Origin of the sequence: Mesorhizobium sp. M0408, from assembly GCF_040321495.1 — a bacterium.
In the GTDB taxonomy this organism is placed as follows: Bacteria; Pseudomonadota; Alphaproteobacteria; order Rhizobiales; family Rhizobiaceae; genus Mesorhizobium.
On sequence record NZ_JAMYRO010000001.1, the window covers coordinates 390,847 to 406,205 of the forward strand.

Genomic DNA, 15,359 nt, shown 5'->3' on the forward strand with positions numbered 1-15,359 from the left:
ACTCTAGCTCAAACCAGTGATTGTCGCGATGACGGCCTCGGTCGTCAGGCCGTATTTCGCTTGCAGGGTCGGCACCGCGCCGCATTCGATGTAGCGGTCGGGAAGGCCGATGCGTGTCACTTTCTTCGCAATGCCGGCATCGAACAAGGTCTCGACGACCAGGCTGGCCAGACCACCGACGACAACATGATTTTCCGCCGTGACGATATGGCCGGCATTAGCCGCGAATTCGATCACCGCTTCGGCGTCGAACGGTTTGATGGTCGGCACATGCAGCACGCCGGCGGCGATGCCCTGTCTGCGCAAAGCGTCCGCCGCGTCCAGTGCCCGCTCGGTCATGAAGCCGGTCGAAATGAAGCCGACATCCGAACCGTCGCGAAGCCGCCGCGCCTTGCCGATCTCGAAGCGGTAACCCGGCTCGAACACGACAGGCACGCTGCCGCGCAGCAGCCGCATGTAGACCGGGCCCTGATGCTTGGCGATCGCCTCGGTCGCCGCCTCGATCTCGGTCGCGTCGCAGGGATCGATGATGGTGAGGCTGGGGATCATGCGCATCAGCGCCAGGTCCTCGATCGCCTGATGCGTGCCGCCATAGCCTGTCGTCAGACCCGGCAGGCCGGCGACGATCTTGACGTTGAGGTTGGAGTGGGCAAGCGCGATGGCGACGAAATCATAGGCGCGCCGCGTCGCGAACACGCCATAGGTGGTGGCGAACGGCACCTTGCCGGTGCGCGCCAGTCCGGCGGCGACGGCGACCAGATTCTGCTCGGCCATGCCGACATTGAAGAAGCGGTCTGGAAAGGCATCGCGGAACGGCAATATGTCGGTGTATTTGCCGAGATCGGCGGTCAGCCCGACAATGTCTGGATGGCTCTGGCCAAGACGGGCCAGCGCGCGGCCGAACGGTGCCTCAACGCTCTGCCGGCCGTCGCCAACGTCTTCGTCCTGGCCCATGGCCGGCGTGCGGCCAGCCTCCATCGCCGTGCCGCTCACTGGCCCGCTCCCACGCTGTTCTCGAACTCGGCGATGATGCCGTCCCATTGCCCCACGTCGATGCGGAAGAAGTGCGATTTCTCGCTGCTCTCGATGCGCGGCACGCCCTTGCCGGGCAGTGTGCGCAGCACGATCGCCTTCGGCTTGCCGTTGCGCTGACGTGCACCGGTCAGCGCGCCGACTATCGCCGTCATGTCGTTGCCGTCGATCTCTGATGTTTCCCAGCCGAAGGCGCGCCATTTGTCGGCGACAGGTTCCATGTCGAGCACGACAGGCCCGTCGGCCTGGATCCCGTTGCAGTCGATCAGCGCCACCAGCCCGTCGAGCTTGAAATGGCTGGCCGACATTGCCGCTTCCCAGGTTGAGCCTTCCTGCATCTCGCCGTCGGACAGCTCGACGAAGACGCGCGCGTCGGAGCGGTCGACGCGCAGTCCGAGCGCCTGGCCGACACCTTGTCCCAGCCCATGGCCAAGCGAGCCGCCGATCATTTCGACCCCGGGCGTGGTGTCGAGCGTCGACATCACCAGCCGGCTTTTGTCGGCGCCATAGGTGACCAGCTCCTCGATCGGAATGATGCCGGCCTCGGCCAGCGCCGCCCACAGCGCGATGGAATAGTGACCGGTCGACAACAGGAAACGGTCGCGCTCGGGCCACGCCAGATTGTGCGGGTCGTAGCGCAACTCATGGAAATACAGCGCTGCGAGCGCATCGGCGATGCCGAGGCCCTGGCCGATATAGCCTTGGCCCTGGCCGTGCGCCATGGTCAGCATGTGGCGGCGCAGCCGCGTTGCCTTGCGTTCGAGCGCGCCGACATCGGCGGTACCGGGAGGGGAGTTGCGCAGCATCTGGTCAGTCCTTGTCGAGCCCGCCCGACATGTTGAGCCGCTCGGCCGTCATGTACTTGGGCGAATCGAGGCAGAGCCAGACGACAGCCTCCGCGACCTCGGAAATCTCGGCGCGGCGGCCGAGCGGGATGCGGCGCGTGCGCTCGTCGAGAAAGGCCTGCAGGTCGTCGCGGCCGTTGGCGCGGGCAAGATCGGTCTCCGTCGAGCGCTGCATCTCGGTGTCCATCATGCCCGGCGCCAGGCTGTTGACCAGCACGCCATAGGGCGCCAGCGCCACCGCAGCGGCGCGGGTGATAGAATCGACGCCGGCCTTGCTGGCGGTGTAGGCGGTGTAGTCCGGCAGCGCCATGCGCGAGCCCGGCGAGGTGATGTTGACGATGCGCCCCGAACGCTGCTCGCGCATCACCCGGCCCGCCGCCTTGCAGGCCATGGCAAGTGCGGTGACATTGAGCGCCAGCGTGCGGTTCCAGGCCTTGAAGGTGGCATCGAGGAACGGCTCGATGACGCCATAGCCGGCATTGTTGACGAGGATGTCGATGCCGCCCCAGCGTGCGACCACTTTTTCCACCGCCGCTTCCGGCGCACCTTCCCTGGTGAAATCGCCTGTTATGGCCTCGGTTTCCGCACCGATATCCCTGATTTGTCGGGCGGTTTCGGCCAATCCTTCGCCATTGATGTCGGCAATTGCGACAGCACAGCCGCGCCGGGCCAACTGGATCGCCACTTCGCGGCCGAGGCCGCCGGCGGCCCCGGTGACCAGCGCCCTCGGTCGCGTGGTATCGTGAATTTCGGCAGGCAAGCGAGCACCCTCCCGGTGGCCATCTTGACGGGATTGATACCGGTACCATAAATGGCTGTCAACGGGGATGTGCTATTGTGCGCCGGCCGTGCGGTTGGTCGGCAATGGGGAGGAAAAGATGAAAGTCGTTGCGCTCGAAACGCTGCAGCTGGCGGAGTTCCCGTTCCTGTTCTGGCTGCGCGTCCACACCGATGCCGGCCTCATCGGCACCGGCGAGACTTTCTGGGCGCCGGGTCCGGTCGCCTCCTATATCCACGACAATGTCGCCGCCTATCTCCTCGGCAAGGATCCGCGCGACATCGAGCTGCATGACCGCACGCTGGGCAGCGTCTATGTCGGCGCGCGCGATTCCGGCGCCGAAGTGCGCGGCAATTCCGCCGTCAACATCGCGCTGTGGGATATCTATGGCCAGGCGCTCGGCGAGCCGGTCTGGCGGCTGCTTGGCGGCCGTACCCACAAGACCGTGCCGATCTACAACACCTGCGCCGGCTACAAGCATGTCCGCGCCACAAGGAAGAACGCGCTGTTCGAACGTGGCGAAGACTGGTCGCTTAAGGCTGGCGACTCGAACGAAGGCCCATATGAGGATTTGCTCGCCTGGCGCTACAATGCCGGCGACCTCGCCAAGAGCCTGAAATCGGAAGGCATCGGCGCGATGAAGATATGGCCGTTCGACATCGCCGCCGAGGCCTCGAACGGCACCCGCATTTCGCTTGCCGACCTCGACAAGGCGCTGGAGCCCTTCCAGAAAATCCGCGACGCCGTCGGCCGCGACATGGAGATCATGGTCGAGCTGCACGGGTTGTGGACCTTGCCGCCAGTGCTGCGCATCGCCGAGGCGTTGAAGCCCTATGACGTCGCCTGGCTGGAGGAGCCCATCCGTTACAACGAGCTTGACGCCATGGCCGAGCTTGTCCGCCACACCTCCATTCCGATCGCCGCCAGCGAGCGGCTGGCCTCGCGGCAGATGTTCAAGCAATTGATCGACAAGCGCGCCGCTTCGGTCATCATGATCGATCTTGCCTGGTGCGGCGGGCTCTCGGAAGCGCGCAAGATCGCCAACTTGGCCGAGGCCAGCGAACTGCCGGTGACACTGCACGACTGCACCGGGCCGATCGTCTATGCCGCCAGTTGCGCGCTCTCGGCGACTTTGCCGAACGTCAACTACCAGGAAGCGGTGCGCGCCTATTTCACCGGCTGGTACACCGAGATTGTCGCCGACATTCCGCAGGTCAGCAATGGCCATGTCGCGCCGCTCGAAGGGCCGGGGCTTGGCCCCAGCCTGCGGCCGGAGCTGTTCCAGCGGCCTGACGCGACGGTGCGCGTCACCAAAAGCTAGCCGTCATCAGGCTCTTTTCGGAGCCAGTAGACATTATGCTATTATAATCTATGATGGACCGAAGCGAGTGACCGACAAGCTCGCCGCCGGCGCTTTGCCGCCCGGCACCGGACGGATTCAGGGAGGCTTTGGTGGCAATTTCTGCGGCGCGCGCACGCGAGGATCCCAGGGGTGCGCCAAACCTCCCCGACCGGAAAATCCTGCTCGACCTGTTCGAACGCATGGTGCTGTTGCGCCGCTTCGAAAGCATTGCCCAGATCGCTTGCCGCAAGGGCGAGACCCCCGGCTTCCTGCATCTCTATATCGGCGAGGAGGCGACCGGTGTCGGCGTCTGCGCGCATCTGCGCCCGACCGACTGGGTCACCTCAACCCATCGTGGCCACGGCCATGCGCTGGCCAAGGGCGCCAACCCCGGCCGGGTGATGGCCGAGCTGTTCGGCAAGGCCGATGGCATTTGCGGCGGCCGCGGCGGCACCATGCATCTCTACGACCGCTCTGTAGGCCTGTTCGGCACCAATGGCATCGTCGCCGCCGGCATCGGTCATGCCGTCGGCATCGGCATGAGCGCGCGCCAGCAAGGGCGCGACGACATTGGCGTCGCCTTCTTCGGTGACGGCGCCGCCAATCATGGCGGCTTCCACGAGGCACTCAACTTCGCCGCCGTGCAGCGGGCGCCCGCGGTCTTCGTCTGCGAGAACAACCTCTACGCCACGGCGACGCCGCTCAACTCCGTCACGCTCAATCCCGAAATCGCCACCAAGGCCGCCTCCTACGGCATGCCCGGCGTCGCGGTGGACGGCAACGACGTCTTCGCCGTCTGGCTGGCGATGAAGGAAGCCACCGAGCGCGCCCGCGCCGGCAAGGGTCCGACGCTGATCGAGGCCAAGACCTATCGCACCGTCGGTCATCATGAGGGTGATCCGGTTATCGGCACCTACCGGACGCAGGAAGAACTCGACGCCTGGATCAAGCGCGATCCGATCGACATGTTTCGCAAGCGGCTGATCGAGGACTATGGCATCGCCGATGCTGAGGCATTGGCGACGATCGAAAGCCGGATCGAGAAGGTGGTCGAGGAGGCGCTGGCCTTGGCCCGCAACTCGCCCGAGCCCGATCCGGCGACCGTGCGCCTGCATGTCTTTGCCGACCCAATCAACCCGCCGGCCGCCTTGCAGCCGCGCGCCGTCGGCGAGACGCGCACGCAAGGCTGGCTCGAGGCGGTGCGCGACGGCATTGCCGAGGAAATGCGTGCCAATCCGGCGATCCTCTATTTCGGCGAAGGCACCGGCGAACGCGGCGGCAGCTTCGCGCACACCAGGAACCTCTGGCAGGAGTTCGGCGCCGAGCGGATGGTCGACACGCCGATTTCCGAACAGGGCTTTACCGCCGCCGCCGTCGGCGCCTCGGCCACCGGTGCGCGAACCGTCTCGGACCTGATGTTTGCCGACTTCGCCTTCGAGACCGCCGGGCAGATTTTCCTGCAGGCAGCGAAGCTGCGCTACATGACGAGCGGCCTGATGAGCGCGCCGATGGTGGTGCGCGTCGGCGCCGGCGCTTTGCGCAGTTCCGGTCCGCATCACAGCGGCATCTATCACCCCATCTTCGCCCACATGCCGGGCCTCATCGTTTGCGTGCCCTCGACCCCGGCCGATGCCAAGGGGCTGATGAAGACCGCGCTGCGGGCCGGCGATCCGGTCATCATGCTCGAGCCCAAGGCGCTGTTCGCCTCCAAGGGCGAGGTGCCGGTCGGCGAGCATTATGTGCCCTTCGGCGTCGCGCGCATCGCGCGGGCCGGCACCGACATCACCATTGTAGCCGCCGGCCAGATGGTGCAACGCGCGCTGGAGGCGGCGCAGGCGCTGGCCACTGAGGGCATCGAAGCCGAAGTGATCGATCCGCGCACCATCATGCCGCTCGACATCGAGACAATCGTCGCCAGCGTGCGTAAGACTCATCGGCTGCTCATCGTCGATGAAGCCTGGGCGATGTGCGGCCTTGGCGGCGAGATCGCGCAAGCGATCAACGAACTCGCCTTCGACGAACTCGACGCCCCGCCCGGGAGGTTGCACACCGCGCCGACCTCGCATCCCTTCGCACCCGTGCTGGAGCGCGCCATGTTGGTCGACACGGCGCGCATCGTCCAGGGCGTGCGCGACGTCATCGCGGGCAAGCCGCCGGTACCGGATCACTGGTACACGGTCGGCCTGAAAAGTGCTGCGTCGGCTAATCCCGTGCCTGTTCCGGCCAAGCCGCAACCCGCCACGCCGGCGCCAACGACTGCACCTGCCGTCAGCGACGACGAGCCGATAACCATGCCGTTCGGCGATCTCACCGTCAGCGAAGGCACGGTCGTCAAATGGCTGAAGGCGGTCGGCGATGCGATCAAGGAGGGCGAACTGATCGCCGAGATCGAGACCGACAAGGCGGTGGTCGAGATCGAGGCGCCGATCAGCGGCACGCTTGCCGCGATCGACCAGCCGGTCGGCGCGGTCGTGCCGATGGGCGGCCGCATCGGTGGCATCAAGAAATAATCATTTGTTCCCAATGAAATCCGAAGGGCAAGCATGAAGATCCTGTGCGCCAACTGGCAAGCCGCCGACGAAGCCGAACTCGAGCGTGAGCACTATCCTGACATCGAGCACATCCTCGCCAGATCGACCAACGACAAGGCCGCCAGTCTCGATCCGGCTGTCTGCGAGACGGTCGATGCCGTCATCAACTATTCGCCGACCCACAATGTCGCCGCCGCCCCGTCAGCGTTTCCCAAAGCACGAATCGCCGTGCGCTCCGGCGTCGGCTTCGACAACATCGATACGTCAGGCTGGGGCGCACGCAGGATTCCGGCCTGCAATGTGCCGGACTACGGAACCACCGAAGTCGCCGACCACGCCATCGGCCTGATGCTGGCGCTGACGCGCGGTACATCAGCCTATGGCGCAGAGCTTTCCGGCAATGGCGCCGAGGGCTGGCATTTCTCCAAGGCGCCGCTTGTGCGTCGGCACAAGGGCGCCACCTTCGGCGTTGTCGGTCTTGGTCGCATTGGGCTGGCCACCGCCCGCCGCGCCGCAGCCTTCGACATGAAGGTGGTGTTCTACGATCCGCATCTTCTGTCCGGCGTCGATCTGTCGACCGGTTACGAGCGGGTTCATTCGCCGGCCGAACTGATGGGGCGAGCGGATGTGGTCAGCGTCCACACCCCGTTGAGCGAGGAAACCCGCAAGCTGCTTGGCGCGGCCGCCTTCGCCGCCGCCAAGCCTGGGCTTGTCCTCATCAACACGGCGCGCGGCCCGATCGTCGATCTCGACGCGCTGGAAGCGGCAATGCGCGAGGGCACCGTCGCCGGCGCCGGACTGGACGTGCTGCCGAACGAGCCCGGTGACCTCGACCATCCGCTGCTGGCGGCGTGGCGCCGCCGCGAGCCGTGGATCGCCAACCGGCTGGCCGTCACCCCGCACGCGGCCTTCTACAGCCCGGCGTCGATGCGCGACCTCAGGCTGAAATCGATCGAGGTCGTGCACGCCTATATCGCCGAGGGCCGGCTCACCAACTGCGTCAATGCGGAGTATCTCAAATGAACATGGCGGTGGCGCAGTCCCCGCGGCTGGCTGTTTCACCCTATGCACGCCGCCTGGCGCGCGAGCGCGCTCTTCCGCTCGAAGCCCTTCGCGGCAGCGGTCCCGGCGGGCGCATCCTGGCAGCCGACGTGCTGGGCTTCGTTCCGGTCGCCGCGCCCGTAAATCTGCCTGACATCGTCGCCCCTTCTGTTGCCGTTCCCCGCATTGCCGCTTTTGCGGCGTCGGTCGCGCTGACCGCGCTCCGAGACCTGCTGGCCGCGCTGGAGAGCACGGGGAGAGCGTTCGACCTCGACGACGTGCTGTTGCGCGCGGCGGGTCGTGTATGCGGTGAGGTCCCGGATGTCGCCAAGGCCGCCGACGCGCCGGTGGCGCTTGAACTGGCAGACCGTCAGGCGGTGTTTGCAACCGTCCCTGAGATGCCCCTGACGTCGCTGTATGCAACGCGGCTTGCAGCCCTGGCCGACAACCGCGACGACGCGGAAATGCCGGCGCTGCTTTCGATCCGCCTGCTGCTCGCGAGCGACATCCGGCCGCTGATGCTGCCGCTGTTGCCGGGCCGCGCCATGCGTCTGGCTGTCTCGGTCAGCGCCGCAGGTGACCATGCCGAATGCCTGCTTGTCACAGACGCGGCAAGCGTTGACGAGATCACCGCCGCCGCGTGGCTCGCCGCCTTCAAATCGGCGATCGAACACCCGCTCAGGCTCTTCGTCTGAGGCGGTTGATGGTCATCGGCGTTGGTGTTTGGCTTTATGTATATCGTTATCCCAAAACCGGAGCCACTTTTGGGCGACATGCATAGCCTCGGGCGAAAGAAGCTATTATAAAAGCTTCGGCACAGGCGCGACGAGGCTCATGGACAACTCCGTTCCCACCATCGACAGTCTTCCCCGGCGCACGCTCGGCCGCTCGAACGGGCCGCTCTATCGCCAGCTAGCCGACATATTGCGCGAGCCGATCGGCAACGGCACCTTCCCCGTCGGCGGCGAACTGCCGAAGGAGGCGACCATTGCCGAGCATTTCGGCGTCAGCCTGATCACCGTGCGTCAAGCCTTGCGCGATCTCGAGGCCGACGGGCTGATCCGGAAGCGGTCGGCGAAACCGGCGGTGGTCATGGCGCGCAACCCGTCCGTCAATCTGAGCTGGAAATTCAAAAATTTTGCCGACATGGCGGCCTTCACCAAGGACGCGCAGTTGACGGTGAAATCCTATCGCAAGGAGGTTTCGCCCGTGCTCCAGCGCCATTTCGGCATGGGCAAGGACGAGGCGGGCTACTGCCTGCGCGGCATCCTGTCGGTGGGTGAGCAGAAGAAGGCTCAGATCACCAGCTATTTCCCGCCAACTGTCGGAGCGAAGCTGAAGCGGGACGATTTTTCCGACGTGCTGATCTTTCGTTCGGTGCAACGGCATCTCGGCCTTCGGCTGGACGTCGCGCATGTCACGGTCCGCGCCGAGATCGCCGATGAGGTCATCGCGGACGACCTAGGCATCGCGCTGGGCAGTGCGGTGCTGAGTGTGGAGATGCTCTACCAGTCGGCTGACCAGCAGAGCATCGAGTTCACCATCGCGCGGCATCCGGCCGATCTCTTCAGCATCAGCTACGACGCGCCGAACGATCTGGCCTGAACCCCGAACGATCTGGCCTGAACCCCGATCGGCGCCACCGTCGTGCGGATTTCCCTATCGCGCCCATGGACAGTTTTATAAAATTATAATAGCATCATAGCTAGGATGAAGGCCGCGCCGAAAACCACGATCGAACGTGGGTGCGCGACCCCGTCCGATGTCGAGCACTCGCCTGGTGCATGTCCGAACGTGCGCAGCGGTTCCGGGATAACGGCATGCACAAAACAAAGTCTGTCCATAAGGGAGTGTGCCTGGAAGGCACATGAAAGGCGGCGGCGTTCGCGCGGCTGACACCAAACACGGGAGGAGGAAAATCATGAAAGCAGGCGCATTCTTCGCCGGCCTTGCGGTGATCGCGACGACTTTGCTGTCGATCGATACCGTGCCGGCCAACGCACAGGACAAGAGGCCCTACACCATATATCTGTCCAACAATTTCGTCGGCAACGACTGGCGCCAGCAGATGCTGCGCAGCGCCGACATCGCGGTCAAGAAGCCGCCGCTCGCCGGTCGCGTCGACCTCAAGGTCGAGGTGGTCGAGACCACGGTCCAGGCGCAGATCAATTCCCTCAACAACATCATTCGCAACAAGCCCGACGCCATCGTGATCGACGCGGGCTCCGGCGAAGCGCTCAACCCGACGATCGAGAAGGCCTGCAAGGCCGGCATCGTGGTCATCGCCTTCGACCAGATCGTCAGCGCGCCCTGCGCTTACACGATGGAGTCCGACTGGGGCCGCGCACCGCGCGTGGAGGCCGAATGGCTGGTCAAGAAACTCGGCGGCAAGGGCAAGATCCTCGTTGATCGCGGGCTTGCCAGTGCTCCGATCTCGGCCCAGCTGCAGGGTGGTTTCGAGGAAGTCATCAAGAAATATCCCGGCATTGAAGTGGTCGGCTATTTCAACGGCGACTATGCACTGGGACCGGAGCAGGCCGGCGTCGCCAGCCTGCTGGCGGCGCACCCGCAAGTCGACGCCATCTTCGTCCAGGGCTACGGCGCCGGAGCGATCAAGGCGCTGCAGGATGCCGGTCGTCCGATCGTTCCCATCACCGGCAGTCCGTTCAACCTGACGACGACGACCTGTGCGCAGACCCAGGGCGCCCAGTGCATCCTTGCACCCAACCCTGCCTATCTGTCGGCCGAGGCCTTGAAGCTCGCGGTGGAGATACTGGACGGCAATAAGCCGGCGGAGAAAAAGATCCTGCTGCGCAACGCCTTCCTCACCACCGATCCGGTCCCGTCGGGATTGTATCCCGACGCGACCATGCAGAAGATAGAGGTCGGCAAGAATGCCTTTCCGGACATGGCGCCGGGCCTGTTTCTTCCCGTCAGCCCGGACTGGGTTGAAATCACCCCGGCCGAGGCCGCCGGCTCGAAATGACGATGCCTGCCGATCGGTGACGAAATGGTCGCCTCCAGGCCTCTCCAATGCGCCTTCGCTTAAATTGACAAGGCGCATTGGTACCGGTATCAATTTACACGCAGCACCCACCAAGATGGCGAAGTCCGTCACCGGCTGATGCAGGAAACACGAAGGAGGAGAGATCATGAAACTGAAGACATTTTGCGGGGGATTGGCAGCTCTTGCCATGGCCGCAATCTCGGTGAACACAGCGCCGAGCCACGCCGAGAACAAGAAGCCCTACACCATCTATCTCTCGAATAATTTCGTCGGCAATGACTGGCGCCAGCAGATGGAGCGTGTCGCCACCGTTTCGGTGAACAAGGGGCCGCTGAAGGGCCGCGTCGACCTCAGGATCGAGAATGTCGAGAACACCGTCCAGGCGCAGATCAATTCGCTGAACAACATCATCCGCCAGAAGCCGGACGCCATCCTTGTCGATGCCGGTTCGGACTCGGCCTTGAATCCGACCATCAAGAAGGCCTGCGACGCCGGTATCGTCGTCATCAGCTTCGACCAGGTGGTGACCGAACCGTGCGCATTTGCCGTCGCGTCCGACTGGGATCGCATTCCCTCGGTGTTGGCCGAGTGGATGGCTACGCAGCTTGGCGGCAAGGGCAACATCATCCTCGACCGTGGCCTCGCCGGCGCGCCGATCTCGGCACAGTTGCAGCAAGGCTATGAGAAGGTGTTGGCCAAATATCCCGACATCAAGGTCGTCGGTTACTACAACGGCAACTATGCACTCGGTCCGGAACAGTCGGGTGTCGCGGCCCTGCTTGCCGCCAATCCGAAGATCGACGGCATCATGACGCAAGGCTATGGCTCCGGCGCTATCCAGGCGCTGAAGGATGCCGGCCGCCCGATCGTCCCGGTCGTCGGCTTCTCCTACAATGTCGCGGCCGTCACTTGCGCGCAGACGCAAGGCGCCAAGTGCATCCTTGGTTCCAACCCGGCCTATCTTTCCTCGGAAGCGATCAAGCTCGCGGTCGACATTCTCGACACCGGCAAGAAGCCGGCCGAGCGCTCGGTTTCGGTCAAGGGTGATTTCGTCACCACCGATCCCTTCGAGTCCAAGCTGTATCCTGGCACCAAGATGATCAAGATCGCGATTGGCGAAAATGCCTTCCCGGACCAGGCGCCCGGCCTGACGCTGCCGATCACGCCGGACTGGGTCGAGATCACCGCTGCGGAAGCGGCCGGTACCAAGTAACATCTTCTGACCACGACCCGTCTCCCGGCATCGCAAGATGTCGGGAGAGCTTCTCGAAGGCGCAAGCATGGACCTTGTCACCGTCAACGGCCTGTCCAAACGCTATGGCGGCATCGTCGCGCTGAGTGAGGCGACATTCAGCGCCCGTGCCGGCGAAGTGCACGCGCTGCTCGGTGAGAACGGCGCGGGCAAAAGCACCTTCATTCAGATCCTGTCGGGCGCCGTGCAGCACGACGGCGGCTCGATCCTGGTCGATGGCCAGGACTATCGCCCGGCCAATCCGGATGCCGCGCAGGTGCGCGGCATTGCCGCTGTGTTCCAGGAACTGTCGCTGATCCCCGATCTCAGCGTCGAGCAGAACATCTGGTTCCGCCACGAACCGCGTACGCTGCTGCGCACCGTCAATCGCGCAGAGATGCGCCGCAAGACGCTGGCGCTGCTCGAAAAATACAATTTTCCAGTATTGCGCCCGGACCAGGAATTGCGGCGGCTGACACTGGCCGAACGGCAGATCGTCGAGATCGCCAAGGGACTGGCCAAGGACCCGCGCATCCTGATCCTCGACGAGGCGACCTCGGCGCTGCCCGCGCGGGAGGCGGAGTGGTTGCTCAAGCTTACTCGGCAGCTCGCCGCCGAGGGCAGGCTGGTCATCTTCATCTCGCACCGCATGGCCGAGGTGCGCGCCATCGCCGACCGGCTGACCATCTTCCGCAATGGCAGCACCATTGCCGTGCATGAAGCCAACGCCGTCTCCGACAACGAGATCGTCACCCAGATGATCGGCCGGCACCTCGACCGGCTCTACCCCGAGCGTATTGCCACCGCGACCGATCGCATCGCGCTGAGCGTCAAGAATTTTTCGAGCGGCAGCCGGCTCTCCGGCGTCGACTTTGCGCTGCGCGAGGGCGAGGTGCTCGGCGTCGGCGGCCTGCAGGGCCATGGCCAGCGCGAGCTGTTCCAGGCGCTGTTCGGCGCCAGCAAGGCGAGCGGTACCATCGAGCTCTGGGGCAAGCCGGTTTCGATCGCCAATCCGCGCCAGGCCCTGATCGGCAAGGATGGTATCGCATTGGTGCCGGAGGATCGGCGCGGGCAGGGGCTGCTTCTGACCAAGAGTGTGCGCGAGAACCTGACCCTGTCCGTTATCAGGCGTTTCACCGAAAATGGCTTGCTCAGCCGGCAAAAGGAAGCGGCTCTGGTCAAGGAAATGGTCGACTTCCTGCGCATCAAGGCCGGCACGCCGGAACAGCTTGCCGGCACTTTGTCCGGCGGCAACCAGCAGAAGGTGATCTTCGGCAAGATGCTGCTCACGCAAGCGCGCGTGCTGCTGCTCTACGATCCGACGCGCGGCGTCGATGTCGGCACCAAGGGCGAGATCTTCCAGCTGATGCGCGACCTCGCGGCCAAGGGCTATGCAATCCTGTTCCATTCGAGCGACATGCCGGAGCTCGTTCATGTCGCCGACCGCGTGCTGGTGATGCGCAACGGCGGTGTTGCCGCGACGTTGGAGGGCGACCGCATTTCGGAGGCGGGCATTTTGCGCGCCGCGATGCTTGAAAGCGAGGCGGCCTGAGGCATGGTGATGGCGATCGCGGAGCAACCTGTGGAAATGGCGCAAAGGCCCGCAGAAATGAAATCCGCCAAGCCGGGTATCGACTGGCGCGGCCGCCTGCTCGATCGCGCGCCGTTCCTCGTCGCATGCCTGATGCTGGCCTTGATCGTCGCCATCTATGGCAGCCTGCAATCCGGCGTCTTTTCGCTGGATGAGCTGAACCTGGACACGGCGGCGGCATTGACGCTGATGCTGGCGGCGACCGGCCAGACCATCGTGCTGGTGCGCGGCGGCATTGATCTGTCGATCGGCGGCATGATCAGCCTCGGTACGGTGATCGCGGCAACGCGCTTCACCGACGACCCCTCGACCACCGCCCTTTGGGCGTTGGCCATCCTCGCGCTCGGCTTCCTGATCGGCGCGCTCAATGGTTTGCTGATCTCGCTGCTCAAGCTACAGCCCTTCCTGGTGACGCTCGCCACATGGTCGATCCTCAACGGCGTCGCCATGATTATCCTGCCGACCGATGGCGGCAGTGTGCCAGGCTGGTGGGTCAGCTTCGGCTACGCGCAACTGTTTGGCCTGACCAGCCCGGTCTGGATGCTGCTGGCACTGCTGCTGTTCTGGTGGTGGTTCCGCGCTACCCTCGTCGGCATCACCATCCAGGCGACAGGCTCCAACGAAAAGTCGGCCTTCCTGTCGGGCGTATCGATCACCCGCGTCAACGTCATCACCTATGGCCTCTCCGGCCTGTTCGCGGCGGGGGCGGCACTGTTTCTGACGACGCAGACCGGTGCCGGGTCGCCAACCATCGGTAAGGACTACATCCTGCCTTCGGTGGCGGCGGCGGTCATCGGCGGCGTCAGCCTGTTCGGCGGCCGCGGCCATCTCGCCGGCACGCTGATCGGCGCCTTCGTGCTCACCCTGATCGGCAATCTGGTCTTCGTCCTGCATGTGTCGAGCTACTGGCAGCCGGTGGCTTCCGGCGTCATCCTGCTGCTCTCGGTGCTGGCCAGTTCCGTCGCCGAGAAAGCCGCAAGGGGCCGTGTCCAATGAGCGCCTTCCTCGCCCGCAACCGGCTCATCGTGCTTGCCTATGCCGGCATGGTCGTGCTGCTCCTGGTCACGGCGCTGTTCTCGCCGGGCTTCCTGTCGGTCTCCAACATGCGCTCCACCGTCGTGCTGGCCGCCTTCGTCGGCATCGTCGCGCTCGGCCAGACCTTCGTCATCATCGGCGGCGGCATCGACCTGTCGGTGCCATGGGTGCTCAATTCGGCGGCAATTGTCATGGCGTTGCTGTGCGGCGGCCAGGACCTGCCGCTGGTCTGGGTCATGCCGCTGCTGCTCGCCGGCGGCGCCTTCATCGGGCTGATCAACGGCGTCGGCGTCGCCCAGTTCGGCGTGCCGCCAATCATCATGACACTGGCCACCAACGTCATCCTGCAAGGCTTGATCCTGGTGCTGACCGGCGGTTCGCCGACGCCTTCGGCGCCGGCCTTGATCCAATACCTTTCGGTAGGTCGCATCGGCGCCTTCCCGGTCATCGCGCTGATCTGGCTTGCGCTGACGCTGGTGGCGACGCTGCTGCTCTCCAAGGCAGCGTTCGGCCGCCATCTCTATGCGCTCGGCACCAGCGCCACCGTCGCAGAATTCTCCGGTGTGCCAACGGCGCGCACCACCATCCTGACCTATGTGATTTCCGGCCTCACCGCCGCCTTCGCCGGTATGTTGCTCACCGGCTATTCCGGCCAGGCCTATCTCGGCATGGGCGACGCCTATCTGTTCACCTCGATCGCGGCGGTCGCCATCGGCGGCGCCTCGATCCTCGGCGGCAGCGGCCACTATCTCGGCACCGTCGCCGGCGCCATGGTGCTCACCATCCTCACCGGCCTGTTGCCGGCGCTGAACCTGTCGAGCGGTGCGCTGCTCATCGTCTATGGCGCGGTGATCCTGCTCACCGTATCGATCGGCAGCGAGACCTTCGCCGGTCTCGGCGGCAAGATGCGCAGAAAGGAGAGCTGA

At 64.7% G+C, this 15,359-nt stretch carries 13 protein-coding genes; 10 read left to right on the forward strand and 3 right to left on the reverse strand.

The genetic code is table 11. From position 1 onward, the window contains the following. Positions 1-3: 3 nt before the first annotated feature. The 3 genes from NKI67_RS01885 to NKI67_RS01895 are packed head-to-tail and all read right to left on the reverse strand — an operon-like array spanning position 4 to position 2,637. A complete protein-coding gene (locus NKI67_RS01885; protein ID WP_502899711.1) occupies positions 4-978 on the reverse strand; it encodes a transketolase family protein in 975 nt (324 codons plus the stop codon). A gap of 11 nt (positions 979-989) precedes the next feature. Continuing rightward, entirely contained in the window at positions 990-1,838 is an 849-nt protein-coding gene (locus NKI67_RS01890; RefSeq protein ID WP_023675534.1) for a transketolase, read from the reverse strand. A 4-nt stretch (positions 1,839-1,842) separates the two neighbouring features. Then, a complete protein-coding gene (locus tag NKI67_RS01895; protein WP_023675535.1) occupies positions 1,843-2,637 on the reverse strand; it encodes an SDR family NAD(P)-dependent oxidoreductase in 795 nt (264 codons plus the stop codon). Positions 2,638-2,755: 118 nt separating this feature from the next. Here NKI67_RS01895 and NKI67_RS01900 point away from each other — a divergent pair, with 118 nt between their 5' ends. The 10 genes from NKI67_RS01900 (at position 2,756) to NKI67_RS01945 (ending at position 15,359) form a co-directional block, all read left to right on the forward strand. Further along, the gene (locus NKI67_RS01900) at positions 2,756-3,976 is read left to right on the forward strand and encodes a mandelate racemase/muconate lactonizing enzyme family protein (protein WP_352454166.1); all 1,221 of its coding nucleotides are present in this window, start codon (positions 2,756-2,758) and stop codon (positions 3,974-3,976) included. A 131-nt stretch (positions 3,977-4,107) separates the two neighbouring features. After that, entirely contained in the window at positions 4,108-6,507 is a 2,400-nt protein-coding gene (locus NKI67_RS01905) for a thiamine pyrophosphate-dependent enzyme (protein ID WP_031211417.1), read from the forward strand. A 33-nt stretch (positions 6,508-6,540) separates the two neighbouring features. Continuing rightward, a complete protein-coding gene (locus NKI67_RS01910; RefSeq protein WP_023675538.1) occupies positions 6,541-7,551 on the forward strand; it encodes a C-terminal binding protein in 1,011 nt (336 codons plus the stop codon). After that, on the forward strand, positions 7,548-8,264 hold the full coding sequence (locus NKI67_RS01915) for an E3 binding domain-containing protein (RefSeq protein WP_023675539.1): 717 nt from the start codon (positions 7,548-7,550) through the stop codon (positions 8,262-8,264). Before NKI67_RS01910 ends, NKI67_RS01915 begins: the two co-directional genes overlap by 4 nt. A 139-nt stretch (positions 8,265-8,403) precedes the next feature. Then, positions 8,404-9,174 (forward strand): GntR family transcriptional regulator, encoded by a 771-nt coding sequence (locus NKI67_RS01920; RefSeq protein WP_023675540.1) that lies wholly within the window; start codon positions 8,404-8,406, stop codon positions 9,172-9,174. A gap of 316 nt (positions 9,175-9,490) precedes the next feature. Beyond that, the gene (locus NKI67_RS01925; protein ID WP_352644211.1) at positions 9,491-10,555 is read left to right on the forward strand and encodes a sugar ABC transporter substrate-binding protein; all 1,065 of its coding nucleotides are present in this window, start codon (positions 9,491-9,493) and stop codon (positions 10,553-10,555) included. Positions 10,556-10,721: 166 nt separating this feature from the next. Then, positions 10,722-11,789 (forward strand): substrate-binding domain-containing protein, encoded by a 1,068-nt coding sequence (locus NKI67_RS01930; RefSeq protein ID WP_352644213.1) that lies wholly within the window; start codon positions 10,722-10,724, stop codon positions 11,787-11,789. A 67-nt stretch (positions 11,790-11,856) separates the two neighbouring features. Further along, positions 11,857-13,359: a sugar ABC transporter ATP-binding protein gene (locus NKI67_RS01935; protein ID WP_031211418.1), complete on the forward strand. Its 1,503-nt coding sequence runs from the start codon at positions 11,857-11,859 to the stop codon at positions 13,357-13,359. A 57-nt stretch (positions 13,360-13,416) separates the two neighbouring features. Further along, positions 13,417-14,394: an ABC transporter permease gene (locus NKI67_RS01940; RefSeq protein ID WP_245274641.1), complete on the forward strand. Its 978-nt coding sequence runs from the start codon at positions 13,417-13,419 to the stop codon at positions 14,392-14,394. Further along, positions 14,391-15,359, forward strand: coding sequence for an ABC transporter permease (locus NKI67_RS01945; RefSeq protein WP_023675545.1), 969 nt, complete (start codon positions 14,391-14,393; stop codon positions 15,357-15,359). Before NKI67_RS01940 ends, NKI67_RS01945 begins: the two co-directional genes overlap by 4 nt.